19 protein-coding genes are annotated in these 26,104 nt (G+C 59.2%); 12 read left to right on the forward strand and 7 right to left on the reverse strand.

Going from position 1 to position 26,104, the window contains the following annotated elements:
* Positions 1-222 precede the first annotated feature (222 nt).
* The 3 genes from MOK15_RS15470 to MOK15_RS15480 all read right to left on the reverse strand — a co-directional run bounded on the left by MOK15_RS15470 (position 223) and on the right by MOK15_RS15480 (position 5,248).
* Positions 223-501 (reverse strand): hypothetical protein, encoded by a 279-nt coding sequence (locus MOK15_RS15470; protein WP_242932422.1) that lies wholly within the window; start codon positions 499-501, stop codon positions 223-225.
* On the reverse strand, positions 498-3,866 hold the full coding sequence (locus MOK15_RS15475; protein WP_242932423.1) for an RHS repeat-associated core domain-containing protein: 3,369 nt from the start codon (positions 3,864-3,866) through the stop codon (positions 498-500). Before MOK15_RS15475 ends, MOK15_RS15470 begins: the two co-directional genes overlap by 4 nt.
* 851 nt (positions 3,867-4,717) lie before the next feature.
* Positions 4,718-5,248, reverse strand: coding sequence for a hypothetical protein (locus MOK15_RS15480; protein WP_242932424.1), 531 nt, complete (start codon positions 5,246-5,248; stop codon positions 4,718-4,720).
* A gap of 574 nt (positions 5,249-5,822) precedes the next feature.
* On the opposite strand from MOK15_RS15480, the gene MOK15_RS15485 reads away from it, so the two are divergent.
* The 9 genes from MOK15_RS15485 (at position 5,823) to virB11 (ending at position 14,279) form a co-directional block, all read left to right on the forward strand.
* The gene (locus tag MOK15_RS15485; protein ID WP_242932425.1) at positions 5,823-6,416 is read left to right on the forward strand and encodes a hypothetical protein; all 594 of its coding nucleotides are present in this window, start codon (positions 5,823-5,825) and stop codon (positions 6,414-6,416) included.
* Positions 6,417-6,509: 93 nt separating this feature from the next.
* Positions 6,510-6,842 carry a TrbC/VirB2 family protein gene (locus tag MOK15_RS15490; protein WP_278254139.1) on the forward strand — a complete coding sequence of 111 codons (333 nt, stop codon included), beginning with the start codon at positions 6,510-6,512 and terminating at the stop codon, positions 6,840-6,842.
* Positions 6,843-6,845: 3 nt separating this feature from the next.
* Complete coding sequence (locus tag MOK15_RS15495; protein WP_242932426.1) at positions 6,846-7,130, forward strand: type IV secretion system protein VirB3; 285 nt, start codon at positions 6,846-6,848, stop codon at positions 7,128-7,130.
* Positions 7,103-9,490, forward strand: coding sequence for a VirB4 family type IV secretion/conjugal transfer ATPase (locus tag MOK15_RS15500; protein ID WP_242932427.1), 2,388 nt, complete (start codon positions 7,103-7,105; stop codon positions 9,488-9,490). Before MOK15_RS15495 ends, MOK15_RS15500 begins: the two co-directional genes overlap by 28 nt.
* Positions 9,490-10,725 carry a type IV secretion system protein gene (locus MOK15_RS15505; protein WP_242931449.1) on the forward strand — a complete coding sequence of 412 codons (1,236 nt, stop codon included), beginning with the start codon at positions 9,490-9,492 and terminating at the stop codon, positions 10,723-10,725. Before MOK15_RS15500 ends, MOK15_RS15505 begins: the two co-directional genes overlap by 1 nt.
* A complete protein-coding gene (locus tag MOK15_RS15510; protein WP_242931448.1) occupies positions 10,722-11,519 on the forward strand; it encodes a type IV secretion system protein in 798 nt (265 codons plus the stop codon). Before MOK15_RS15505 ends, MOK15_RS15510 begins: the two co-directional genes overlap by 4 nt.
* Positions 11,520-11,524: 5 nt before the next feature.
* The gene (locus MOK15_RS15515; RefSeq protein WP_242931447.1) at positions 11,525-12,205 is read left to right on the forward strand and encodes a TrbG/VirB9 family P-type conjugative transfer protein; all 681 of its coding nucleotides are present in this window, start codon (positions 11,525-11,527) and stop codon (positions 12,203-12,205) included.
* Positions 12,202-13,281 (forward strand): TrbI/VirB10 family protein, encoded by a 1,080-nt coding sequence (locus MOK15_RS15520; protein WP_242931446.1) that lies wholly within the window; start codon positions 12,202-12,204, stop codon positions 13,279-13,281. The genes MOK15_RS15515 and MOK15_RS15520 overlap by 4 nt, the downstream gene beginning before the upstream one ends.
* Positions 13,278-14,279: a P-type DNA transfer ATPase VirB11 gene (virB11, locus tag MOK15_RS15525; protein ID WP_242931445.1), complete on the forward strand. Its 1,002-nt coding sequence runs from the start codon at positions 13,278-13,280 to the stop codon at positions 14,277-14,279. The genes MOK15_RS15520 and virB11 overlap by 4 nt, the downstream gene beginning before the upstream one ends.
* A 3-nt stretch (positions 14,280-14,282) precedes the next feature.
* Here the strand turns inward: virB11 and MOK15_RS15530 are convergent, their stop codons facing one another.
* A complete protein-coding gene (locus tag MOK15_RS15530) occupies positions 14,283-14,612 on the reverse strand; it encodes a TrbC/VirB2 family protein (protein WP_242931444.1) in 330 nt (109 codons plus the stop codon).
* 177 nt (positions 14,613-14,789) lie between these two features.
* Here MOK15_RS15530 and MOK15_RS15535 point away from each other — a divergent pair, with 177 nt between their 5' ends.
* A complete protein-coding gene (locus MOK15_RS15535; protein ID WP_242931443.1) occupies positions 14,790-15,407 on the forward strand; it encodes a hypothetical protein in 618 nt (205 codons plus the stop codon).
* A 140-nt stretch (positions 15,408-15,547) separates the two neighbouring features.
* Here MOK15_RS15535 and MOK15_RS15540 read toward each other — a convergent pair whose 3' ends face one another.
* Entirely contained in the window at positions 15,548-15,964 is a 417-nt protein-coding gene (locus tag MOK15_RS15540; RefSeq protein ID WP_242931442.1) for a hypothetical protein, read from the reverse strand.
* A 1,022-nt stretch (positions 15,965-16,986) separates the two neighbouring features.
* On the opposite strand from MOK15_RS15540, the gene MOK15_RS15545 reads away from it, so the two are divergent.
* Both MOK15_RS15545 and MOK15_RS15550 read left to right on the forward strand, forming a co-directional pair.
* The gene (locus tag MOK15_RS15545; protein WP_242932428.1) at positions 16,987-21,153 is read left to right on the forward strand and encodes an RHS repeat-associated core domain-containing protein; all 4,167 of its coding nucleotides are present in this window, start codon (positions 16,987-16,989) and stop codon (positions 21,151-21,153) included.
* 818 nt (positions 21,154-21,971) lie between these two features.
* Positions 21,972-22,918, forward strand: a protein-coding gene (locus tag MOK15_RS15550; protein WP_242929986.1) for an IS630 family transposase whose coding sequence is annotated in 2 segments (ribosomal slippage) — positions 21,972-22,308 and positions 22,308-22,918 — 948 coding nt in all. Because the reading frame shifts where the segments join, the coding sequence is not laid out codon by codon here.
* Between the two features lie 64 nt (positions 22,919-22,982).
* On the opposite strand, the gene MOK15_RS15555 is transcribed toward MOK15_RS15550, so the two are convergent.
* Positions 22,983-23,252, reverse strand: a complete 270-nt coding sequence (locus MOK15_RS15555; protein WP_242932429.1) for a GIY-YIG nuclease family protein — start codon at positions 23,250-23,252, stop codon at positions 22,983-22,985.
* 51 nt (positions 23,253-23,303) lie between these two features.
* Positions 23,304-26,084, reverse strand: a complete 2,781-nt coding sequence (gene polA / locus MOK15_RS15560) for a DNA polymerase I (protein ID WP_242932430.1) — start codon at positions 26,082-26,084, stop codon at positions 23,304-23,306.
* Positions 26,085-26,104: the final 20 nt, after the last annotated feature.

The following is a 26,104-nucleotide window of genomic DNA, read 5'->3' on the forward strand; positions in this document are numbered from 1 at the left end:
ATGCCGCCGTGACCTCGGCGGACACATAATTCTCCAGGTTCAGCCACGCCGCAGGATCAACGTAGTTGGGATTAAAGTTTTATCGGTCATCGCCCAAGTAATATTTCTTGTCGGGGCATGTTCCACGGCAATCCGCCGTGACCACAATGCACTGCCCACTTTGCGACATTTCACCGCCATGTGAAGCGAAATCATGGCAAGAAGTTAAACATTGCATGGGCATTACAATATCTGCTGGCCACGATCGAATACAGCATCAAAGTCAACGGATGTCATATCATTAGACAATTCATCAAACTGGAAAGTTACATTGTCAAATAAGCCGTAACTACCAAATCTTCCCTTTCCAGGAAAAATATATAAAATGTCCCCTGACACGCCGATACCGACTTCTCTATTCACGACCCCTGTATCCGAAACTTCGACGATTATAGACGATAATCCGATATTGCCGAGGCCCTTTATATCGGACGCAGCCAGCTTTACATATTTCTTGCTCATGGCTTTATGATCGGAGTGTTTTTGAACCAAATCCATGGCTTATACCAATTCCATGACCCGACGTGATATTTCCATCCGAATGGGCCACCACCCCCTTTTATACCCCATCGCACTCCAGCGCCGACAGCGCCAGGCCCCTCCAGCAACTGATTTGAAACGACGGTTGGCCCAGTCCTTATAATGTCAGACAAGGCAACGCCTTCCAGCGAACCTACCGCCATTCCACCGCCAGTAGCAGTTAATGCCGCCGTGACCTCAATGGATACATAGTTTTCTAGGTTCAGCCATGGCGCTGGATCAACATAGTTGAAGTTGCGGGTGTATACGCCATCGCCAAGGATATACTTCTGATCCGGGCACGTTCCACGACAACTGGCCGTGACGGTTATGTCACTTTGCGGCAACGGCCCCGTTTGCTGCGCACCCTTATTATCATCTGCTGGACCATCTTTAAACTCAGACAAGTAATCTTTCATGAACCCTAAGTCAAATTGAGTAAGCTTACCGGTGACAAAAATCCAGCCGCTATACTGCATGGCAAATCCATCAGTAGATGCACCTTCTAATCCACTAGGGTCACGCGCGTTAACCGGATCCCCCCCGACATAATTATACCAGTTGATGCCGTCCTGGTATCCGATGGGATCGGTCTGGAGGAACCGGCCGAGGGTAGGCGAGTAGATGCGGCTCTTGTAGTTGTACATGCCCAGTTCGGGTATCCAGGCTTGGCCGGTATATTGGAACATGCCCATGTTGCCGCTGGCCGGGATGCCGAACTCGTCATAGCTGTTGATCTTCATGACCCCACCGCTGCTGTTGGTCACCGCCACAATCGAACCGCGCTCGTCGGCCGACAGGAACTTCTTGACCAGGCTGCCTGATGCGTAGTCGTACCACACCAGCGGTTGGTCGTCATCCGGTCCGAAGACGTAGCGATGCTGGATCGCCTGGTCGCTCGATCGGCGCTCGCTCACGACATGCGGGCCGTCATATTCGAATGCCCGCCAGGTCGTGCCGTTGCCCACCAGCTTCATCCGGCCCACGGGGTCCTGATAGAGTTGCGTGCCGTTGCTCGACGTCACCAGCGCATTGTTGACATTATAGGCGAAGGTGTCGCCGCCCGCCTTGCTCAGATTGCCCTTGACGTCATAGCTGGGCGTGATCGACCCGACCTGGCTATATTGGTTGAGCGCGTTGGTCTGATAGACGCGCGTCGTGTTGACTGCCCCATTCCAGGCATAGCTGTCGTTGGAACTGATCCGCGTCGTGATCTGTCCGGCCGCATTATATTGAAGATCGATCTTCTGATCGTAGCTCGTGTTCGTGCTGGAGGGGTAGATATTGAAATCCGTCAGGTTCGGGCCGGTATAACCATAGTTGGTCCTGGCGCCATTGCCGAGCGTGATCGAGGTACGCTGGCCCCAGTCGCCGTAACCAAATGTGGCCAAGGCTGCACTGCCATTCTCGCGTATATATCTCAGCGCGCCAGTGAGATCATATTCATAGGTCACATAGAAGCCGTCGTTCCACGTCAGCCGCGTGCGCCGTCCCGCAGCATCATATTGCATGGTGAGGGACTGGGCCTGGTCGCCCTGGCTCGTCACCCGACCCAGCGCATCATAGCTGTAGGAGACATAATGGGTGTTGGCGTCCAGCGCCCGGGTCATCCGTCCGAAATTGTCGTAGCTGTAGCTCACATCCTGATCGAAGAAGCCGTCGCCCGGATAATTGGTGTTGGTGACCCGACCCAGCGCATCATAGCTATATTCGGTATAGACCGCTTCCGAATGCCCGCGCAGCCCCTTGCGGATGATCCGCCCGGTGTCATTGCCGCTCGTGCCATAGGTGTAGAGGAACTTGTCCGCTGCCCCGCTGTTGCAGGTCGTCGCGTTGAAGCAGGTCCGCAGCAGCCGGTCGTGACCGTCATATTCATAGGAGGTCACATTGCCCTTGCCGTCCACCGCACGGATCACAGAGCCGTTCAGGTTGCGCTGATAATGCGCGTCGTCCCGCTGTGCTGGCGTGCCATAGCCGCTGATCGTCCGATCGAGCGCGCCGGCCCATTCCCATATATATTTGGTGATCCGGTCCTGGCCATTGCTGCCCGCACTGCTGTGCGTGCAGGCCGAGGCGGGAGAGCCTGATCCATATTGCGCACCATAATTGGCAGGGTTCATGCGCTGTGCAACGCAATCCACGCGGCCCAGCGCATCGTAGCTGGTTTGGGTCAGCGCATAATCAACATTGTTCGCGTGAATGCGATCGTAAATCTTCCGGCCATAGCCGTCATAATAGGGGAAATAATATTGCAACGCGGCGAAATTAGTACCGTTGTAATCAACCGTACCGAACGTGACAGAATCCGGCAAGCCATAGGCGCCATAGTGGATCAACTCGATCCGCGGGCGCCTCGAGCCCGCTCCATCCGGATCGGGCGTCCAGCGGCTCTCGATCTGGCGGGCCTTGTTGTAGCGCATCTGCATGGCGTTGCCGAGGCCGTCGGTCTGGCTCGTGACGTTTCCGATATCGTCATAACCGAAATTGACCGTCTGAAGTTGGCCGGGATCATTATTGCCGGATCGGACCTTACGCCAAACCACCAGCATGTTGGCCCCTGTGGTTGGCCCGCCTTGATAGGCATATTCGACGACCGTTTCGGCGGCCGTACCCACACATGACGGCGCGCTGCCGGTTGCGCAGGTCGAGATGGTCAGGGGATAACGCGTCACGGCCGATCCTGGCACCAGCGCGCCCGAGGCATCCTTCACCCAGGCCTGCAAGTTGACGAAGGTCGTGCGGCTCTCAGGACGCGCTTGACCAGCCGCAGGCGCGGGCGCGGTGACCTTGCTCACCATGCCCGAGCTGTCGTCATATTCGTAATTTGAGACCTGTCCTGCCTGATCCGTGGTGGTTGTCGGCTGGTTGCAGGTCTTCTGGTTGCTACAGCTCGAAGGAAAGGTCGCCTGATAGGCCGCGAAGGCCGGATTGCCCGAACCGGATTTGGGCGTCAGCACCGTCTTCGTGACATTGCCGCGCGTATCATATTCATAGCTGGCCGAATTGCTCTCCGGCATCGTCACCTTCTTGAGAAGGTTGATCCGGCAGGTCGCGTCATCGACCGTGCAATATTCGAAGTTGGTCGTATAGCCATTCTCGTTCGTCTCGGATGTCTTCAACAAGCTGCTCGCATTGAAGCTAATCGAGCGCACATGGCTCAGCGGATCCGTGACTGTCGTGCTGCCCGTCCCATAGCTGTAACTCCACGTCTGGCCCGCCTGCTTCACCGTCGCCACCTTACTGGTAGTGCCATTATAGGTGATCTCAACGGTATTGGCAGAGGCGTTTGGGATTTTGATCGCTGACAATCTTCGATTCGCATAGGAATAGGACGTCACCCGCCCTTCCGGGTCAGTCGCCGACGAAATCAAGCCAATGCTATTGCCGTAATCTGCGTGTGGCCACGGATTGGATAATGTGCAGCTTCCAGCAGAAGGGGCGCAATACTCCACGGCATTGTTGATCGCCGTCACCTTTGCGACAGCAGCCCAAAATGGCGCATCGCTCTCGTGTGAGATAATGTCACGATGATGTCCGAACTTGAATTGATAGCCGGTCGATGTCGTAATGGAGGACAATCGCGCTACATCGACGTCTTCGGCGTCGGTGATCAAGCGGTAGGTCTCTTCCTGATAATGAAAATTCCTCACCGTTCCATCAGGGAAGGTAACCGATGTTGCCCTCCCTAAGTTGGATGCCATATCGTACAACCCCCCCACGCTCGTGAAAGCGACTACAACGCCATATCCGGTTGTGAATATTTGCCGATCGCTGCTCAGAGAGGAGCCGTCCACGTCGTCCGCGACATAGGACGACGATGTGCTGCTCCACGTAAAGCTATATGCGCGCCCGTTAAAGGTAACGATCGGAGAATTTGTGCTGCCACTTATCACCGGAATGATCGCCTGCCGCCACTGCGAGGATACCCATTGGCGAACATATTGTAGCCCATGATGATCGTTCGGGCCGATCGAGATATCGGTGACGCTGGTCACCAGCGTTCCGGTGGCAAGGTCGACCGATTTATCGTCGATGCTCGGTCGTGTCGGCGGCGGGGGCGCGCCATCCTGCGCATAAGCGGCGACCGAACCTGCCATGACGAAGGTCGCCAGGATAATGACCCAAAGCCGGACCAGCATGTTTTTCCCCCCGATCCTGCTCATTGTGCTTCCGACCCTTTGTCCTCAGCCACTACATCAACCACCCGCGATTCCTCCGGCGGCAAGGCTTGCCGAAGCGCCTCGTCGGCGATCATCGCCACGATCGACAGTCTCGCGCTCGCGGACGCCCGCGCCTCGCCCCCCTTATCCGTAGCGGCAACCGCGATGAGCCCCTCGTCGGCGAAACGCGACAGGTCGATTGCAAGCCCGGCCAGCCCCGCTTGCGCAGAGCGTCCGCCTTTCTTGGCGAGGTCGCCGGTCACATCCTCCAGAAAGGCACGACCATCAGCGCCTGGGCGAACGACAAGAACCCGCTGCTCGCCATCCTTCTCGATCATCGCCACGGCAACCCCGGTCCCGACATGCGCCATCGTCTCGTAGCGGGTGGCGACCCCCAACCTCACAGCTCTTTTGCCGCAGACGCCGAACAGCAACGATTCTTCCGCCTGTTTCTCGCTGATGATCTTGCATGGAATGGGCGCAGGAGCGGTCGCCACCGCCTGAGCGGCCATCAACAACAGGCCTAACATGTCAGAGTCCCCCGATAGGCGATTCCCAACGCGTGTCGGGACATTTCCTTGCAACGATGCCAGTCGATATTTTCGTGCGCAACAGGAAATATTTCTTCGTTGGCAGCATAGGAGCGATTCTGCCATCTAATAAGAAAATAAAAAATGATCTTTTTGATAAAAATGTTCAATTTTATCAATATATTCTTGGTTAAATCGCACGATTCTTCGGATTTATCCTCAATGGTGTGATTTAACGCTTTATGCCTTCTGGCATATCGCATGGATATGGAAAGCGTTGGGAATGATTCTTGCAATAAAAATGTCATATTTTTGCAATATTCATCCATCCCATTTCAACTTAGTCGACACATAAAAAGACATTTATTTGGGTAGATGACCGATATCATGCCTATACCGCGAAGCAGGACAGAAAATGGCTTTTTGTCTTCCACTTCTTTTGCTAAGTTCATGAGCATTTCTAATTATATATACCAAGATGCCTTCCAGATTTTAGAAAACCATTGACATGGACGGGGATAGTCGAGAAATTGGGCTGATTAGTCTTGCAGACCAGTCAAGACTCCGGGGGTTTATGCGTCATTTTCTTGCATCGGTTGCGGCATTGGCTGCTCTATCGCTCTGCGCGAGTGTCGCGCGCGCCGAAACTCTCACCTATGGCTACGACGAGCTGGGCCGGCTGGTAGGCGCGGTGTCGGATAGAGGGCCTGCAGCAACCACCACCACCATTTATCTCTATGACAAGGCGGACAACCGTTCTGTTGTATTTGTAGCGAAGGCTGATGCAACAAAGCGGCCGGTTTTTACCTTTTTCGAGCCAAGCCGCGGCCATTTTTATACGCTCGGCTTTTTGGAGGGGCATAATGCCGGCATGGATGCAGCCGGTCCTACCTTCTATCTTTATACTTCGGGGGGTTCAGGGCGCTACGCCCTCTATCGCTGCTACGATGCGGCTGGGGGCAATCATTTTGTCACCGCCTCCAGCAACTGCGAAGGACAGACGGTGGAGGGCATTCTCGGCTATTCGGCCGCCTCGAACGCAGCGGGTCTGACCGAACTGCATCGCTGCTTCCGGGCAAGCGATACAGATCATCTGGTTACCGCCAACATGGCGGAATGCACAAATTATGGCTATGCCTATGTCCAGTCCTTGGGCTTTGTCCCTTGAGGCATCCCGTCAGTCCACGAGTGTTGATATTATTTGCAGCCGGGCCGCGTTGCGGACATAGCGGTTTGCAAGGTAGGAATCGGGGGTTTTTGCATGTTTCGCGCATTCTATGGGGTTGGCGCATCTGTTCGCTTATGGCTCTCCCTGATGTCCCTGGCTCCCACGTCCCTGTTTGCCCAGACCGGCTATGGCGATCCTGCCGGTTCCGGCCCGATCGTTGGTGCTTTGCAATGGCTGCAGGGTACGTTGCTGGGCACGGTTGCGACCGTGGCGGCCGTTATCGCGGTGGCTGCTGTCGGCTTCATGATGCTGACCGGCCGGATGAACTGGCGTTATGGCGCGGTGGTGATCCTGGGCTGCTTCATCCTGTTCGGCGCGGCGAGCATCGTTGGCGGGATCCAGTCCACCGCTTCGGCCGGCTACTGAGCGGTGAGCCAGCTCGACCGCGACACGCTGTTCGTGGCCCTGGCAAGGCCGCAGATGTTCGCCGGCGTCACCTACAGCTTCTTCGTCATCAACGCGATCGTCACCACCGAACTGTTCCTGGTTCTCAAATCGGTCTGGGTGCTGCTTGCCGCAGTCGTCATCCATGTCATCGGCTATCTCGCCTGCTTGCGTGAACCCAACATATTCGACCTGTGGCTGGTCAAGGCCGCCCGTTGCCCCCGCATTCCCAACTATCGGCTATGGCGCTGCAATTCCTATCAACCTTGAGCGCGACCGAGAAAGCGGCGAGGCGTGAGCGATCGGTCGGCAGCAGGCTGCCCTATGCCGCGCAGATCGACGATCATACGCTGCTGACCCGCGATGGCCTGATGATGCAGGTCATCCATCTGGGCGGTTTCCTGTTCGAGACCGCCGACACCGACGAACTCAACTATCGTAAGGGGCTGCGTGACGCGATGCTCCAGGCGATCGGCTCCTCGCGCTTCGCCATCTATCACCATATCGTCCGCCGCCGCGTCGATACGTCGCTTGAGGCTGATTATCCAGACAGCTTCAGCGCGCGGCTGGACGAAGCCTGGCGTGCACGGTTGGGCACACGCCGCCTCTACGTCAACGATCTCTTCCTCACCATCGTCCGCCGCCCCTTGCAAGGGCGCAGCGGCATTGCCGACCGCCTGTCGCGCAGGCTGACCGGTGCGAGTTCCTCGGCGGCAGACCGCGCCGCCGACAAGCGCGCGCTCGAAACCGCAACCGAGCAGATCGTCGCGGCGCTCGGCCATTATCGCCCGCGCGTGCTCAGCAGCTATGAGAGCGAGCACGGCCTCTATTCCGAACCGCTCGAGTTTCTCTCGATGATCCTCAATGGCGAGATGCGGCCCGTGCGCCTGCCAGAAGGCGATGTCGGCGAGTATCTGCCCTATCGCCGGATCAGCTTCGGTCAGGACATGGTGGAGCTTGGCGCTGCGGAAGACCTTCCCCGCGAGTATCAGGCCATCCTTTCGATCAAGGATTATCCGGGGAACACCACGCCCGGTATGCTCGACGATCTGCTGCGGCTGCCGGTCGAGATGGTGGTGAGCCAGAGCTTCGGCTTCGTCGATCGTCAGGCGGGCCTTGGCCGGATGAACCTGGCGCTGCGCCGTATGCGCGCATCGGACGACGAGGCGCTCAGCCTGCGGGGCGAACTGGGCAGCGCCAAGGATGATCTCGCTGCCGGCCGCGCCGCCTTTGGCGAACATCATCTGACCATCGCCGTGCGCGGGGGCGAGATGGGCCTGGTCGACGCACAGGTCGCCGAAGTCCAGTCGGCCTTGACCGACCTTGGCCTCATCGCGGTGCGCGAGGAGATAGGCCTGGAAGCTGCCTGGTGGGCGCAGTTCCCGGGTAACTTCCCCTATATCGCGCGCCGCGCGCTCATCTCGTCGCGCAATTTTGCGAGCCTGGCGAGCTATCATAATTTCCCCAGCGGCCGGGCGACGGACAATCATTGGGGCGATGCCGTCACCATCCTGGAATCCACAGCCGCCGGTCCCTATCATTTCAACTTCCATCAAGGGGATTTGGGGAACTTCACCATCATCGGCCCGTCAGGCTCGGGCAAGACCGTGGTGCTCAATTTCCTGCTCGCCCAGGCGCGCAAGTTCGCGCCACGGATCATCTTCTTCGACAAGGACCGGGGCGCTGAACTCTTCATCCGCGCGATTGGCGGCGTCTACGACATATTGCGGCCTGGCATGTCGGCAGCGCTCAACCCGCTCCAGATCGACGACAGCCCTGAGAACCGCCGCTTCCTGATCGACTGGCTTGGCCGTCTGGTGGCGCTGCCGGGCGAACCGCTGACGCCCCAGGAACTGCTCCACATCCAGGAAGCGGTCGATGCGAGCTATGGCGTTCCCAAATCCCATCGCCGCCTGCGCTACGTCGCCCAACTGTTCCGTGGCAGCGAGCGTCCACATGCCAATGATCTCTGGTCGCGCCTGCGCCCCTGGTGGGGCGAAGGCGAACATGCCTGGCTGTTCGACCATGCGGAGGATCGGATCGACATCGACGCCCTGACCGTCGGTTTCGACATGACCCGCATCCTCGATACGCCAACCTTGCGCACGCCGGCCATGATGTATCTCTTCCACCGGGTCGAAGAGCGGCTCGACGGCACACCGGCGATCATCGTGATCGACGAGGGCTGGAAGGCGCTCGACGACGATATCTTCGTCCACAAGATCAAGGATTGGGAAAAGACGATCCGCAAGCGCAACGGCATCGTCGGCTTCGCCACGCAAAGCGCGGAGGACGCCCTGTCGAGCAAGATCGCCAGCGCCATCGTCGAGCAGGCGGCAACCCAGATCTTCATGGCCAATGCCAAGGCGCGGCGCGAGGATTATTGCGATGGCTTTGGCCTCACGCCCCATGAATATGATCTTGTCCGTAGCCTCGCTGACAATGCGCATTGCTTCCTCATCAAGCATGGCAATGACAGCGTGGTGGCGCGCCTGAACCTGAGCGGCGAGGCGGACATATTGACGATCCTGTCGGGACGCGAACGCACGGTGCGCCTGCTCGACGAAATACGCGACCGGGTGGGCGACGACCCGCAGGCCTGGCTTCCCGAACTGCTGAGCGTCGCCTGATGGAAGGCTGTGCGCCTTTCGACGCGGCCCAGGGCTATGCCATGGCGCTCACCCGCTATGTCGATTGCCAGGCCGCGCTTCTGGGCGAAGGCGGCTATGCCGCGCTGTCTGCCGGCAACTCTCCCGTCATCCTCGGGCTGGGCGGTCTGCTCACCATCCTGATCGCCTTCCAGGGCTACCGGCTGCTGTTGGGAGATCAGTTGCAGATCCGCGACGGCATCCTGCTCGTAGCCAAGATCGGCCTGGTCCTTGCCTTTGCCACCCAGTGGTCCGCCTACAGGTCGGTCGTCTACAATCTCGCGATCGAGGCTCCGCGCGAGGTGCTCGCCTTGCTACCTGGCGCGGGCGGCGGGACCGGACGCAGTTTCCCGGCGCGGCTGCAAGGCAGCTATCAGTCGATCGCCGAACTCACCCGGCCATCTACTGCCGTACCGCCGGTCAACCCATCGCCTTCGCCCGATGGCGCCCCGGCGGCGCCTCCTCCTCCCCAAGCCCCGCTCTTATCGCTCGCCGGCAATCCGCTGCTCACCGTAGCGGGCATCCTGCTGCTGGTGTCGGGCCTTGCAGTCCTCATGTCCGTGCGACTGATCGCGGGCTTGCTGCTTGCGCTCGGGCCGTTATTCTTTGCCTGCCTGCTCTTCGACACGACGCGCGGCCTGTTCGAAGGTTGGGTCCGGGCATTGATCGGGACTGCTGTCGCCAGCGTCGCCACCGGCGTGCTGCTGGGGATCGAGATGGCGATCATCGAGCCACAGCTGGCCGCCCTGATCCAGGCCATGATGGCTGGAACCTTGCCGGTGCTCGCGCCCGGCGAAATCCTCGCCACCATCGTCATCTTCACGCTGGCGCTGCTGATCGCGCTCTTCGTCTCACTGCGCATGGGGGCCGGCTTCCGCTTCGTGGAGCGTGGTCTTGCCCTTGGTTCCAGTATCTCCGAGCGCTGGCGAAGCGCCGCGCCTGTGCAACAGGGACAGGAGCGCCCGTCAGGCGCCGCGCAACCGCAGGAGGAGGGCCGATCCCGCGCAGCGATGATCTCCGATTCGATCAGGATCAGCGATCAATGGGAGACAAGGCCTCTTCTCACTGTAACAGGGCCGGATGCGACGCGGCGGATTGCGCTTTCCGAAAGAAACAGCCCAGGCGACCCCAGACCCACGCCGCTCGGACAAAGTTACCGGCGCACGGGGCATCAGCGCAAAACGAAGAGCATCAGCCAGCGGAACGGCCGGATATGAGTGACAAGACCCACAAAAGCACCAAACCCGCTTCCGACCGCGAAGCCTATTATGCGCGCGCCACCAGTTGGGCGCAGGACGGCCAGGAAAAGCTGCGCCAGTCGCGGCGTATAGCGTGGCTCGTTGCCGGCATCGCCTGCAGCGTCGCGCTGTTCGCGGTGATCGCGATCGCGCTGATGATGCCGCTCAAGACGGTGGTGCCCTATACGCTGCTGGTCGATCGCACGACCGGCTATGTCCAGTTGCTCAAGGGCGATGGCCGGCAGACGCTTGCGCCCGACGAAGCGCTGACAAAGTCGCTGCTCGCCCAATATGTGATCGCGCGTGAAGAGGTGGACGTGACCAGCGTCCAGGCCAATTATCGCAAGGTGGGCCTCTGGTCGGCCGACCGCGCGCGCAGCGACTATATCGCCATGATGGCGCCCACCAATCCGGCCAGCCCCTTCCAGCGCCTGCCCCGTACGACCGTGCTCTCGGTTCGTATCAAGAGCGTCTCGCCGATGGGGCCAGGCGCGGCCCAGATACGCTTCGAGACCGAGCGGCGGGACCAGGGCCAGAGTGAGGGGCCAAAGGAAGCCTGGGTCGCCATCATCCGCTACCGCTTTGTCGACGCGGCCATGTCGATGGATGACCGGCTGATCAATCCGCTGGGGTTCCAGGTCTTGCGCTATCGCCGCGACCAGGAATCGCCCGAGCCTGTTGTGGCGGTGAGCACGCCAGTGCCGCAAGTCCAGGCCGCGCCTGTGGGCGGGCTGCCGGTCCAGGCAAACATAGCCAGAGTCTCCCAGCCGTGATCCGCATGGCTGCGCCTCTACTGCTCGCCCTGCTTGCGGCGCCAGCGGCAGCGGAAGTGATCCCGCAGCCCTCGCCGGGCGATCCGCGCATCCAGACGGTCGACTATGATGGCGATCAGGTCGTGCGTCTTGGCCTTCAGACCGGCTTTACCGTGGCGATCGAGTTCGCGGCCGATGAGCGGATCGAGAATGTGGCGATAGGCGAGGCGACGGGCTGGCAGGTGACGCCCAACAAGCGGGCCGATCATCTCTTCATCAAGCCCACCGATGGCGCGATAGACACCAATCTCATCGTGTTGACCGACGCGCGGCGTTACAGCTTCCTGCTTTCGTCCGGGTCGGTCATGGGCATCAGTCCCTATATCGTGCGCTTCCGCTATGCCGGTATCGATATGGCGCCGCCGACGGTCGTGCATGACAGCCAGGCCTCCTATCGCGTCAAGGGCGCGAAAGAACTGATCCCGCAAGGCATGGCTGACGATGGCCTGGCGACCACGATCCGCTGGCCGGCGCAGGTCGCCATTCCCGCCGTCTATGCGGTAGACGAGCAGGGGGATGAGACGCTGATCAATGGCGCCATGCGCGAGGGCGCGTTCGTGGTCGATGCCATCGCGCCCCGCTTCATATTCCGCTCGGGCAAGCGCAAGGCGGTCGCCACCCGTCAGGTCGCGAAGGTCCAGCCATGAGCCAGGAGCAGGACGATCCCCGCTCGGCGCTGGACGATCGCACCATCCATCCGAAGGTTCGGATGCCATCATCCGGCCTTTCGGGCGCGGCCATTGCCGGCATATGCGCTGTCCTGGCCATCGGCCTGTTCCTGATCCTCGACGCCAACCGGCGCGGGAATGAACAAGCCGGCGCCAGGGCCGCGCCCGCCAACGCGACCATCGCCTCGCCGCAGCCACTGTCTCTGCCATTACCGCCACCAGCGCCGATCCAGTCTGGTGCCCCAATACCTGTGGCCACAACAAGTTCAGCGCCGCCAGCCCCGCCAATGGCGGAGAACCGCTTCCCTGCGCCGATGGCGCCGGCCTACATGCCGCCGATGCCATCACCGCTCGCTCCTGCGCCGACAGCTCCCCGCACCAAGGGTGAAGGAGGGGATTCCCCGCTCATCATCGATCTGGCTTCGGCCGATGGGCTGGGTAATGCCTCGGCTGCCGCTGGCGGTGCCGGTGACGACCAGGCGGTGCGGGCGAGCGTCATTCGCAATCGCTCCAGCCTGGTGCCGCAGGGATCGATGATCCGCGCCGTGCTCGAGACGCCGATCGACAGCCGGCGTCCGGGTCTGGTCCGTGCCGTCGTGTCGCGCGATGCGCGCGGGTTCGATGGCACCCGCGTCCTGATCCCGCGCGGCAGCCGGTTGATCGGCGAGGCATCGGGTGACGCGAAGGAAGGGCAGAAGCGCGTGCTGGTCACCTGGACGCGGCTCATCCGGCCCGATGGCGTGGCGATCCGCATCGGCTCGCCTGCCGCCGATGTGCTGGGCGGGGCCGGCATTCGTGGCAAGGTCAACAATCATTTCATCGAGCGGTTCGGCAATGCCGTGCTGCAGTCGGCGCTGACCATCGGCGTCAATGTCGCCTCGCGGCCAAGAAGCAACTCGGTGATCGTCGGCTTGCCCGGGCAGATTGGCGCTGCGGGGCAAAGTTTCCTTCCCAATGTCGATCCGGCGCCGACGATCAAGGTTGCATCGGGGGCCGAGATATCGGTGTTCGTGGCGCGGGACCTGGACTTCAGCGGCACGGGACTGCGGCGATGAACAAGGCACGCGCATCGAGCAAGGATGCGACAGAGCCTGTGCTCTCCGACTTTCCCTTTCTCGACGCCTATCTCGCTCCCATCTCCAGCGTGTTGGTTCAGCCCGATGTGACTGACATCTATATCAACCATCCTGGCGAGATCTGGATCGAGCGTCTGGGCGGCGGGATCGAGCGCGAGCATGTGCCGGCATTGACGGAAGCCAGCCTGTGGCGGCTGGCGCGGCAGATTGCCAGCCTCTCCCATCAGGGCATCAACCGCGAGCATCCGCTTCTCTCCGCGCGGTTGCCTGATGGCTCGCGCGTCCAGATCGTCGCGCCGCCCGCGACGCGCGGTCCGCTGGCCATGGCCATCCGCCGTCATGTCTCGGCCAATCTGACGCTTGAGGATTATGCCGCAAGCGGCGCGTTCGACGAGCCAGAGGCAGAGGCAAGAGAGACATCGCCCATTGGCCGCGACGATCGGGTGTCGATGCTCGCCGATGCGGTGCGGCAGCGCAAGACCATCCTGATCTCGGGCGGCACCTCAACGGGCAAGACGACGTTCCTCAACGCCCTCATTCGCGAGATACCGCGCGAAGAACGCCTGATCCTGATCGAGGACACGCCTGAATTGCAGGTCGATCATGCCAATATGGTGGGCCTGGTAGCGGTCAAGGGCGAGCTGGGGGAAGCCAAGGTCCACGCCGACGATCTGCTCCAGGCTTCGCTGCGTATGCGCCCGGATCGGATCATCCTGGGCGAACTGCGGGGAAGCGAGGCCTATACGTTCCTGCGCGCCATCAACACTGGCCATCCCGGTTCCATGACCACCATCCACGCTGACACGCCCGCCAAGGCGATCGAGCAACTGGCGCTGATCATCCTGCAATCGGGCACACAGCTCAACCGCAACGATATTGCCCATTATATCCGCAGCACCGTCGATCTGTTCGTCCAGCTGGAACGGCGCGGCGGAAAGCGCATCATCCGCACGATTGCCGACAGGGACGGCCTGTGACGATCACCAGCCTTGCGGCAGCGCTGCCCCTGCATAAGGGTCATAGTGTTCCGGCGGTCGCGGCGGCGGTGGGGGGATTTCGGTCTCTGCGGCAATTTCCCTGGGGACGGCTGTCCGCGAGGCCGGGGCAAGCAAGCCCGCCGCTATGACCGGTGCGCCGAAGATCAGGAAACAGCCGATAAGCGTCCGCACGCCGCGCCGCCAATCCAGCCGCCCCTCCAACAGCAGGAAGCCCACGATCGCAACTGCAAGGGTGGCGGCTATGGTCGCGGTAGAGCCAAGGAGCAGTGTCTCGATCCAGCCTATCGCTGCTAATAGTCCGGTCGATTGCATGAAGAACGTTCCTGCAAAAATGATCAGGCTCGGTCAGATGAACCAACCCATCGGCATTTGCTGGTGCCGATCAATCTCATCTGGCATCCGCGAAGCCAGGGTGCAATGGCTCGATTCATGCGTTCGCAATTTTAGACGATGTTCAACTACCTATACAGATTGGGGGTAAATTGGGGGATGAAGATCATGGCTTATTCAATCAAGGTCCTGGCAGCCATCGCAGCGGTTGCCGTTTGCACGCAGACGGCATCCGCCCAGCCATCTACTGACCAGTTCGAATATGACGCCCTTGGTCGCCTGGTTCGTGTTCAGAGGGGCGAAGGTGCGCTTAGCAAGTACAACTACGACAAAGCCGACAATCGATCGCAAGCCCAGGTTCAGCGGCAATTTGATACAAGTTGGCTGGCCACGTCCCTCAACCATCAAATAGGCTATGCCGATGCTTCGGGAGGGTGGGCTGCCGAAACTACCTCTCCCGTTTCGTTTCTGACATATGGCCCCTACACGACATCCGTTCCCGTCGGCGAGAGAGTGGCGGTTTGGCGGATCATGGTCGACGTCACCAACATTCAGACGGAAGATGAGGTCGTCACCCTGGACGTTTACGACGCGACGGCCAATGAAATATTGACATCCAGGACGGTCAAGCGAAAAGAGTTCATGGCCCCATTTTCATACCAGATTATGGAGGTTCCCTTTTCCTTCTCCTCGGCGCGCGCAGGGCACGCGATGGAGTTTCGTACATATTTTAGAGCTACATCCTATGTGAAAGTCGAACGCATCGGATATTATTGAAACGCAATGATCGGGCGGCGCAGGCTCATGCCTATGCCGCCCGATCATTGCGTTACTCCGATAGCGTCCATCGCAGGGACCAAACCCAATATGCCGGCGGAGGTGTGCTGGCTATTGAGGCCTATGCCAGATGCAGACCGTTAATGTCCGCCCGTACCCGTATGCCAAAGCGGCACGCCATAGAGCGAATAAATGACCAGATTGCCGTCGTCTTGCAAATATAGCTCGGCACCCGGCGAATTGACGCCTGCGGCCCATAGCGGTCCAGATGGGCCGTAAACCACGAAGTTCCCATCATTCTGGAAATAGGCTTGGTTGCCGGCGCCATAGGTGCCCGGCGCCACCCAAAGGGCCTGTGATCCAAAGTAAAGAACGAGGTTTCCATCGCCTTGCATCGCCAGTTTGAAGCGGCCATCGGGAGACAGGATGAATTGATTGACCTGAAGGTTTTTGATCACATTCCGGCCAGAAAAATTCTGCCGATTGTCCGCTGCGTCATATTGATAGGTGTTGAGGTTGCCCGCATTCGGCCCCGTCTCGCGATAGGATTTGGTCAACCGGCCCAAAGCATCATAGGCATAATGCTGCTTTTCCTGGGCCACCGCCGGTGCCGCCAGCATCGCGACAAGCGACAAAGTTATTAAATGCGCATGATCCCCCCAAATCGACTAGTCGCCTGATATTTTCGAAAATCCTCCATCAAAGCAAGATGCGGTTCCTGATCATCGGTGATTTTGCGAAACCGATGCAGGCCGATCGACGGGAATCTGGAAAAAGATACTCAGGCCGGTGGAGCTGAGGATCAGTGTCTCGATCCAGCCTATCGCTGCTAATAGTCCGGTCGATTGCATGAAGGGCGTTCCTGCGAAAATGATCGAGACCGGTCAGACAAATCGGTCAACCCTGGCTGGTACCGGTGCCAGCCAATCTCACTTGGCATCCGCGAAGCCCGGGTGCAATGGCTCTGACGACCATCCAAAAACGATGTGTGGACTTACCTTATAGCGCCGCGCCCATAGGGCGTGGCGCCGACGCCAACGCAGGCTTGAGTACCAGCCACAATGCCGGGCGAAGCGATCTGGTCACCATGGTTGACATTCCTTTCTTGGGCAGCACCGCCAGCGAGTCGGCCACAACCAAGGTACAATCTTGGGTTCAGATCAACCTGCCCATATGCATCCGCCCAGAGGAACTCGCTCCCACACCATTGTGCGCATTGGGAATTTCAGAAACTTATAGAAACCATCAAGAAACATATTGTCATTTTTCGATTTACATGGTGGTAGTGTCGGTCGTGTAGAAGCGGCAATAAGTGGGGCATATGCGCAAGGTGCAGCCTATTATATTTGCGTTTGGCCTGTTCTGGGTCGGAAGCGCGATCGCATCTGAAACGGTCACCTACCAATATGACGCGAAGGGGCGATTGGTGAAGCTTGTCCGAACCGGCACGGTCAATAATGGCGTGACGACCGAATATACCCACGACAAAGCGGATAACCGCATCAACGCGAAGACGACGGGCGCGCCCTGATCCTGAGGCGCCCCGCTTCACTTCATTCTCTTATGGCGGAACAGATATATGACGACCTCCCGTCAGGTTGCGCGTTATCGCGCGCGCCGCACGCTTCTTGGACTTGGTACCATTCTTTGCTCGGGGCTGGTTTCGCCTGTTTGGGGGCAAGTCGCCTCTACTCCTCCCGTCCGTACCTCCATTGATGGCAACGGCGTCGATCTGTTCCTGGGCACGATGAATGTAGACGGTCCTGTGCTGACCGCCGGAGGAAACGGAACCCAAGGACTGATCTGGCGAAAATTCAACCATGGCGGCGGCTGGGGCGATAATCTCGTTGCAACGCTGAACGTCAGTGGAAACACCGCTTATGTCAGCTTTGGCGCCACATCGGATCGCTTCACCATTTCAGGATCGACCTATACCCCGACCGAAGGCAATGGCGCATCGCTCTCGCTGAGCGGCTCGGTTTATACTTATACCATGAACGACGGCACGGTCGTTCATTTTAGTACGACCCGAGTCGGAGCCTATCCCTATGCGACGAATGCCGCTGTCGTATCGGACGTTACTCGCCCTTCGGGAGAAACGATTACTTATGCTTATACAGGTGTGCAATATTGCACCTCAGTAAAGCCAAGTTCATCAGGCACGATCTGTCTCGTTAAGAAAACTGCCTACAAGATAAGTTCCGTTACCAATAACTCCGGCTATATCGTGGCTTTTGGTTATCCTGCCATCGATCCGCCAGAGATGGACCAGGTTACTCCTGCATCCTATTTCGACGCTTGGGGAACGATCACCAGCGCCGTGATGTCGAATACCAAAATCTCTGGCAGCAGCGCGCGTTCCCAGTCTTTTAGTTCCACTACGAGTGGCGGCAACAGCTATTACAATATCACCGATGCCATGAGCCGGACGACCAGTTATCGCATGACTGGTACAAACGTAACGGGAATCACGCGGCCTGGTAGTGGCAGCGAAGATATCACAGTGACTTATGACGGATCGAACCGGGTATCGAGCGTCAAGACAGCGGCGGGCACGACCAGCTATGGATATGCCGACGCCGGCAGCAGCCGGACGACGACCGTCACCGACCCGCTCAACCACGTCAGCACCTATGTGTTCGACATTGCTTCGCAACGAATGACTTCGGCAACCGATGCGACGAGCAAGACGAGCAGTTGGCAATATGATGGCAATGGGCGTGTCACTCAGGCCACGGCTCCCGAAGGCAATTACACGCAATATAGCTATGACGGCTATGGCAACGTTACCCAGACTACATCCGTTGCCAAGTCAGGAAGCGGTCTTGCGAATCTGTCCACATCAGCATCCTATCCCTGTTCGAGCACGGCGACCTGCGACAAGCCGCAATGGACCAAGGACGCCAAAGGCAACCAGACCGACTACGCCTATAATCTGACCACAGGCACCCTCAGCGCCATCACGGCTCCTGCCGATGCCGCTGGCAGACGCCCAACCACGACCTATAGCTATACCGCCGTCAATGGCGTGCAGATGGTAACAGGCAGTTCGATCTGCGGGACTGCCGCTTCTTGCACTGGCACAGCCAATGAGCGCAAGGCCAGCATAGCCTATAACGCCAATGGCTTGCCCACGACGATCACTGTGCAGGCCGGGGATGGATCGGTCATATCATCCATTACCAACGCCTATGACGATGTCGGCAACGTCATCAGCGTGGATGGCCCGCTGGCAGGCAGCGACGACATCGTCACCTATCGTTATGATGCCAATCGTGAACGGATCGGTATCGTGTCCGCTGATCCCGATGGCGGGGGTGCGCTCAAGCGCCGTGCGGTGCGGAACAGCTATGATGCGAAAGGTCGTCTGACGCTTGTGCAAACCGGTACCGTCACGGACGCAAGCGATACCGCATGGAATAATTTCGCGGAAAGTTATCGCCTTACCAAAGTCTATGACGCGGTCGACCGCATCTATCGGCAGACCATCTGGTCGAATGGCGTTGATTATGCTGTGGCCGACTATGTGTATGATGGCGCGAGCCGCCTATCCTGTTCGATCAGATATATGGATCCAGCACAATGGGGACCACAGGCCACGAGTTGCGCGCCGCTGCAAACCAATGGACCCAAAGGCCCGGATCGCGTCGTAAAATATAGCTATGACAATGCCAATCGTCTGCTCAAGACGACCAATGGCTATGGTTTGGCCGAGCAGTCGGACGATGTGACGGTCGCCTATACCAACAACGGCCAACAGCAGAGCGTGACCGACGCCAATGGCAATGTCACGACCTATGGCTATGATGGCTTCGATCGCCTTTCCTCCACGACCTATCCGGGGGGCAGTTATGAGCAACTGGGATACGACGCTAACGGCAATGTAACCTCGCGCCGCCTGCGCGATGGGCAGATCATCAACTATGGCTACGACGCGCTCGATCGTATGACGTCGATCGATCGGCCTGCCGGCGAATATGACACCAATATCGCCTATGACCTCTGGGGTGACGTGAACACCGTCAGCCGTCCGGCCGACGGCGTCACGCAAACATTTGCCTACGACGCCTTGGGGCGGGTGCTGAGCGAAGGGCAACCCTTCGGGGCGATGAGCTATCAATATGATGGCGCTGGTCACCGCACGCGGGCGACGTGGCAGGACGGCTTCTATGTGAACTATAGCTATCTTGTAACCGGCGAGATGAGCGCGATCCTCGACAGCGGGAACAATGTACTGGTGACCTTCGGCTATGACGATCTGGGCCGGCGGACCAGCCTGTCCCGCGCCAACGGGACGACGACCAGTTACAGCTATGATCCTGCCTCACGCCAGTCGCAACTGGTGCAGGACCTGGCGGGCACCGGGCAGGATCAGACCCTGACCTTCGGCTATAATCCGGCAAACCAGATCAGCAGTCGAACCGCATCCAACGACACCTATGCCTGGAACGGGGTCTATAACATCAACCGCGCCTATACGGTGAATGGTCTCAATCAATATACAAGCGCGGGAGCAGCGAGCTTCAGCTATGACACACGCGGAAACCTGACGGGCGACGGCACGACGAGCTTCGGCTATACCGTCGACAACATGCTCAAGACCGCGAGCAACGGGGTAAGCCTCTATTATGATGCGCTAGGCCGCCTGTCGGAATATGACACGACCGTCTCGACGCGGATGATGTATGATGGCGCCAATCTTGCTGCGGAGATCGCCAACCCGTCAGGCGCTGTGCTCCGTCGCTATGTCTATGGCCCCAACAGTGACGAACCCCTGATCTGGTATGAAGGTTCGGGTACGGGGGATCGGCGCTGGCTGCATGCCGACGAGCGCGGCTCTATCATCGCCGTCACCAATGACAGCGGCGGCGCTATCGCCATCAACACCTATGATGAATATGGCATCCCCAAGAACGGAAACCTTGGCCGCTTCCAATACACAGGCCAGAAATGGCTCGCTGAACTGGGCCTCTATGACTATAAGGCCCGCATGTACTCGCCCACCCTCGGACGGTTCATGCAGACCGATCCCATCGGATATGGCGATGGGATCAACTGGTATAACTACGCCAAATCCGATCCGGTGAATGGAGCAGATCCAACCGGACTATATATGATCTACGATTGCAGATGGCATAGTTGTTCAGGCGGAACTGGCGGCCTCGGAAATCTAGGATCGAACAACTTCAATGTGGATGGAATGCTCGGCGCCGGAGGAGTTGGCGGTGGCAATGCTGGCATAGGTGGCGGCGGTGCTGGGGGAACCGGTAATACGCCTGGAGGTTCAACGGCGCAGCCAGGCGATCTCGTCGTGAATGGGCAAAGGCCATCGCAGCCGCTGTCATCTCTCGGAGCAGATGCCCGGCTTTCCGACCTCAATCTGATAACGGTCACGGCACACCCAACACCAGTTTATCGTGCTATTGATGACACTGAACTTGCTGCAATGGCTGGAAACGGCATGCGGTTTGTACCGTCGCCGGGAGGTTTGGAAGTAAAATATTTTTGGCCAAGGCCAGAGTACGCTTTCGCATTCGGGAAAGAATATATCAGGCAGGGTTGGGTTGGCACTCCCGTTCACATCGTGGCTTCTACATTGCCGGCCGGCATGAACTATTCTACGGTAAATGTTGCCGATTTATCGCGATACGGCATGGCAAACGTTTACGCGATAACCGTACCAAATTCCGATCTTTACAAAATTTCTCCTGCAACTGTAATTGGATATGTTCCTTTTAAGAGATGATGCCATGAATTGTGTCTTGCAACTTAATACAAATCAGGCCTTGAACATTAGCAAAGGCGCCAGATGTGAATATCTGACGAAATTCGCAAGTGGAAATCACTTTGTTTCCGTGAATGTTGTGGAGGCATGGCCTGAAAAAGGAATAATATTTGGACAAGCTAGAGTTCTTATCGATGATTTATTGCCTCCCCTGGTTGGTGAAGTCATAGGTCTCAATGAGTCAGACGTTCGGGGTTGGCTCTTGCTTATGCCGGATCACAATGAGGCAAGCGCGAGCGAGGGACGTTAGCAAGACAAATGGGTTCCCCTTTTTTGGAACCAGCCTATTGCTTATGCATCATAATTTGGGGAGATAGGCAGCGCTGCCTGCGATGCAAGTGTCGCCGTCGTCGCGTCAAGGCATTGATGTTACGGGTGGAATGCGTCACACGCAGTAACCGGGAGCGGACTGCATCAACGGGCAACCGGCTGCGATCGTGCCGATAAAAATGGTTCGATTGCAATCTGGAAGAATGAAAGAGCAATCGTTCAGCTGCAAAACTGGCCGACGCAGGATCGATGCCGTCTCGTTCCATTCTGAAAAATACCACTATATCCCGCAAACAATGTGGGAATAACCGTGGCTTGAAATCTAAGATCAAGAGATTTAACATATAGAAACAACGCGATAAATCTCTGGAGTGACTTTCTCCACTAACGCTGCGTCAGATCAGATTGCAATTTCTAGAGCGGTTTCCGCACGAACTGAATCGGCAGGGGTTCCCTTTGCTGCGCTGATGTGATTCACGCTGTCTGCTGGTGGCAGGAGGCCAGCATGGATGGCACGAACGCTTTCACAGGACCTGCGGGACAGGGTCATTGCTGCGATTGATGGGGGTTTGAGTTGTCGGGGTGCGGCTGACCGGTTTGGTGTCAGCGCATCGAGCGCGATCCGCTGGCGGCAACGCGCGCTGGAACATGGTGAGGCTGTCGCCAAGCCACGTGGCGGAGACCGGCATTCGAGCAGGATCGAGGCGCATGGCGGCTTCATCCGTGAACTACTTGCCGAACAGGGCGACATGACCCTTGTCGAAGTTCAGGCTCGGTTGATCGAGCGGGGCGCCCCGGTCGGGATCGGCACGCTGCATCGCTTTTTCGTGCGCCACGGCATCACGCGGAAAAAAAGACCGGGCACGCGATCGAGCAAGACCGTCCCGACGTCCTGAAGCAGCGTCGCCACTGGTTCGACGGTCAGCTCGATCTGGAACCAGAGCGCCTGGTCTTCATCGACGAGACCTGGACGGCGACCAACATGACCCGCAGCCATGGCCGCTGCGCCAAAGGCGAGCGTCTGCGGATGGGCTTCCCGCACGGCCATCGCAAGACGACCACGCTGGTGGCCGGCCTGCGCATGACCGGCATGATTGCGCCGATGGTGCTCGACGGCCCGATCAACGGCGACTGGTTCGAAGCGTACGTAGCTCAAGTGCTCGTGCCGGAACTGCGACCGGGCGACATCGTAATCATGGACAATCTGTCGAGCCACAAGCGCACGTCGGTCCAGGTGCTCATCGAGGCCGCAGGTGCAGCCCTGCGCTTCCTTCCACCCTACAGCCCGGACTTCAACCCAATCGAGAAGGCGTTCTCCCGGCTCAAGGCAATGCTGCGCAAAGCAGGCGAGCGAACCGTTAGCGGACTTTGGGGCCTGATCGGAAAGCTCGTCGATATCTTCCAGCCCGACGAATGCGCCAATTACTTCAAATCGTGCGGATATGAGCCTGAATGAGTGGAAACCGCTCTAACGAGTTACAACAATGGTGGTCCTGCGAAAGCTGGCATCTCCCTTTTCTTCATTCCAGATGCAGTTCCTCGAACAAATCCCGCCAAGTCGGATTGATCGTTTCGATCAGTTCGACCTTCCACGCACGTTTCCACGCCTTCATCGCTTTTTCGCGAGCAATTGCGTCCATGATCGTCTCATGCCGCTCCGCGTAAACGAGCCGATCGAGCCGATAGCGTCGGCAGAAATCGGAGCCTGTGCCGTCGCGATGCTGCATGGCGCGATGCGGCAGGCTCGCCGTCACTCCGATATAGAGCACGCCAAAAGCCCGGTTCGTCATGATGGACGTTCGCTGGAATGACGAGGTTGGGGAGCAACTGGAAGTTGGGCTTTAATGCGCCGCGCCCCAGCTCGGCCCCGTGCCGATTTCCACGCCCAGCGGTACGGAGAGCTTCACGATCGGCTCGGCGGCCGTCTCCATCACCTGCCGGATGACTGCGCTCGCTGCCTCGACATCGCCCTGTGGCAGTTCGAACACCAGTTCGTCATGCACTTGCAGCAGCATCTTCACGGCCGGTAGCCCCGCCGCCTCCAGCGCCGGTCCCATGCGGGCCATCGCGCGCTTGATGATGTCGGCGCTGGTGCCCTGGATCGGGGCGTTGATCGCGGCGCGCTCTGCGCCCTGGCGTTCATGCTGGACCGGCGCCTTGATGCGCGGGAACCAGGTCTTCCGCCCGAACAGGGTTTCCGTATAGCCGCGCTCGCGCGCCTTCTCGATCGTCTCGTTGATGTAGATGCTGATGCCGGGGAAGCGTTCATAATAGCGGGAGATCATGTCTTGCGCCTCGTCCGCGCTGATCTCCAGCCGGCCGGCGAGGCCCCAGCGCGAAATGCCGTAGAGGATGGCGAAGTTGATCGTCTTGGCCCGGCCGCGCGTGTCGCGATTGACCTCACCGAACAATTCCTGCGCAGTGCGGTTGTGGATGTCTTCGCCCTGTTCGAACGCCTGCTTTAGCGCGGGCACATCGGCCATATGCGCCGCCAGCCGCAGCTCGATCTGGCTATAGTCCGCCGCCAGGATGACATTGCCCGGTTCGGCGACGAAGGCATGGCGGATCTGCCGTCCTACTTCGGTCCGGATCGGGATGTTCTGAAGGTTGGGATCGGTGGACGACAGCCGCCCCGTCTGCGCCCCGGTCAGCGAATAGCTGGTGTGGACGCGGCCCGTATCCTTGTTGATCTGCGCCTGCAGCGCGTCGGTATAGGTGGACTTGAGCTTGGATAGCTGTCGCCAGTCCAATATCTTGGCCGCGATCGGCGCGCCCTGCGCCTTGAGCTGTTCCAATATGGTGACGTCGGTGGAATAGGCGCCCGACTTGCCCTTCTTGCCCCCCTTATAGCCCATCTTGTCGAACAGGATGGCGCCCAGTTGCTGGGTGGAGCCGATGGCGAAGGGCTGGCCGGCCAGTTCGTGGATTTCCGTCTCCAGCGCGGCGATGCCGGCGGTGAATTCGGCCGACAGGCGGGACAGCGCCTCGCGATCGACCTTGATCCCCGCAAGCTCCATCCGCGCGATCACGCCGACCAGCGGCCGGTCGACCAGTTCATAGACGCGGTTCGCGCCCTCATTCGCGACGCGCGTCTTGAACTGCTTCCACAGGCGCAGCGTCACGTCCGCATCCTCGGCGGCATATTCGGTGGCGCGGTCCAGCGGCACTTCGGCGAAGCTGATCTGGCTCTTGCCGGTGCCGACCACCTCCTTGAAGCTGATGCATATATGGTTGAGATGCACCCGCGCGGCTTCGTCCATGCCATGGCCGGCGAGCGATTGCCCGGCGTCCAGATCGAAGGACATGACGATGGTGTCGTCAAAGGGGGCGATTTCGATACCGTGGCGACGCAATACGGTCAGATCATATTTGAGATTCTGCCCGATCTTGAGGACGGAGTCGTCCTCCAGCAGCGGCTTGAGCCTGGCCAGCACCAGCGCCTTGTCGAGTTGTTCCGGCCGCTCGGCGAACATGTCGGTGCCGCCATGGCCGACGGGGATGTAGCAGGCGGCGTTCGGCCCGACCGCCAGGCTGACGCCGACCAGCGCGCAGGACACGCAATCGAGCATGTCCGTCTCGGTATCGACCGCCACCAGACCTTCGGCGTGGGCGGCCGCGATCCAGCGGTCCAGCGCCTCTTCGGTCACGACGGTTTCATAGAGGCTGCGGTCGATCGCCGGTTCTTCCGTCGGCACGGGGGAGGAGGGGCTGGCGGTCGTCGCCGTCGAAGCGGCCGCCACCGCGACCGCCGCCGCCGGTGCGCCCAAACGGTTGAGCAGCGTCTTGAAACCATGATGCGACAGGAAAGCCTGTAACGGCTCCTTGGGAATGCCCTTGAGAGTCAGGTCGTCCAGCGGTTCGGGCAGGTCCATCGCGTCGTGCAGCGCCACCAGCCGCCGCGACAGGCGCGCCATGTCGGCATGGGCGATGAGGTTTTCCTGCATCTTCGACTTCTTCATCGAAGGGGCGGCGGTGAGCACGCTTTCCAGATCGCCATATTCGGTGATGAGCTTGGCGGCGGTCTTCGGCCCGATGCCCGGCACGCCCGGCACATTGTCGACGCTGTCGCCCATCAGCGCCAGCACGTCGCCCAACTGTTCGGGCAACACCCCGAACTTGCCCACGACATAATCAGCGCCGCGCCGCTCATTCTTCATCGTGTCGTACATGTCGACGCCGGGCTGGATGAGCTGCATCAGATCCTTGTCGGAACTGACGATGGTGACATGCCAGCCCGCCGCGACCGCCGCCCTGGTGTAAGTGGCGATGATGTCGTCCGCCTCGAACCCGGCCTCCTCGATACAGGGGAGGGAGAAGGCGCGGGTCGCGTCGCGGATCATCGGGAATTGCGGGACCAGATCCTCGGGCGCGGGCGGGCGGTTCGCCTTATACTGGTCGTACATATCGTTGCGGAAGGTGTGGCTGCCCTTGTCCAGCACCACGGCCAGATGCGTCGGCCCTTCCGCCTTGCCCAGTTCCTCGGCCAGTTTCCACAGCATCGTGGTATAGCCATAGACGGCGCCCACCGGCTGGCCATGCTGGTTGGTCAGCGGGGGAAGCTGGTGATAGGCGCGGAAAATATAGCCGGAGCCGTCGACAAGGTAGAGGTGATTCTGGGTCATGGGCGATGGGATAGCGACTA

Source organism: Sphingobium sp. BYY-5 (assembly GCF_022758885.1).
GTDB lineage: Bacteria > Pseudomonadota > Alphaproteobacteria > Sphingomonadales > Sphingomonadaceae > Sphingobium.

Bases quoted from the DNA above. Each gene is read 5' to 3' on its own strand.
- MOK15_RS15470 (WP_242932422.1), bottom strand. From the start codon at position 501: ATGAGCAAGAAATATGTAAAGCTGGCTGCGTCCGATATAAAGGGCCTC.
- MOK15_RS15480 (WP_242932424.1), bottom strand. From the start codon at position 5,248: ATGTTAGGCCTGTTGTTGATGGCCGCTCAGGCGGTGGCGACCGCTCCT.
- MOK15_RS15485 (WP_242932425.1), top strand. From the start codon at position 5,823: ATGCGTCATTTTCTTGCATCGGTTGCGGCATTGGCTGCTCTATCGCTC.
- MOK15_RS15490 (WP_278254139.1), top strand. From the start codon at position 6,510: ATGTTTCGCGCATTCTATGGGGTTGGCGCATCTGTTCGCTTATGGCTC.
- MOK15_RS15500 (WP_242932427.1), top strand. From the start codon at position 7,103: ATGGCGCTGCAATTCCTATCAACCTTGAGCGCGACCGAGAAAGCGGCG.
- MOK15_RS15505 (WP_242931449.1), top strand. From the start codon at position 9,490: ATGGAAGGCTGTGCGCCTTTCGACGCGGCCCAGGGCTATGCCATGGCG.
- MOK15_RS15510 (WP_242931448.1), top strand. From the start codon at position 10,722: ATGAGTGACAAGACCCACAAAAGCACCAAACCCGCTTCCGACCGCGAA.
- MOK15_RS15515 (WP_242931447.1), top strand. From the start codon at position 11,525: ATGGCTGCGCCTCTACTGCTCGCCCTGCTTGCGGCGCCAGCGGCAGCG.
- MOK15_RS15520 (WP_242931446.1), top strand. From the start codon at position 12,202: ATGAGCCAGGAGCAGGACGATCCCCGCTCGGCGCTGGACGATCGCACC.
- virB11 (WP_242931445.1), top strand. From the start codon at position 13,278: ATGAACAAGGCACGCGCATCGAGCAAGGATGCGACAGAGCCTGTGCTC.
- MOK15_RS15530 (WP_242931444.1), bottom strand. From the start codon at position 14,612: ATGCAATCGACCGGACTATTAGCAGCGATAGGCTGGATCGAGACACTG.
- MOK15_RS15535 (WP_242931443.1), top strand. From the start codon at position 14,790: ATGAAGATCATGGCTTATTCAATCAAGGTCCTGGCAGCCATCGCAGCG.
- MOK15_RS15545 (WP_242932428.1), top strand. From the start codon at position 16,987: ATGACGACCTCCCGTCAGGTTGCGCGTTATCGCGCGCGCCGCACGCTT.
- MOK15_RS15555 (WP_242932429.1), bottom strand. From the start codon at position 23,252: ATGACGAACCGGGCTTTTGGCGTGCTCTATATCGGAGTGACGGCGAGC.
- polA (WP_242932430.1), bottom strand. From the start codon at position 26,084: ATGACCCAGAATCACCTCTACCTTGTCGACGGCTCCGGCTATATTTTC.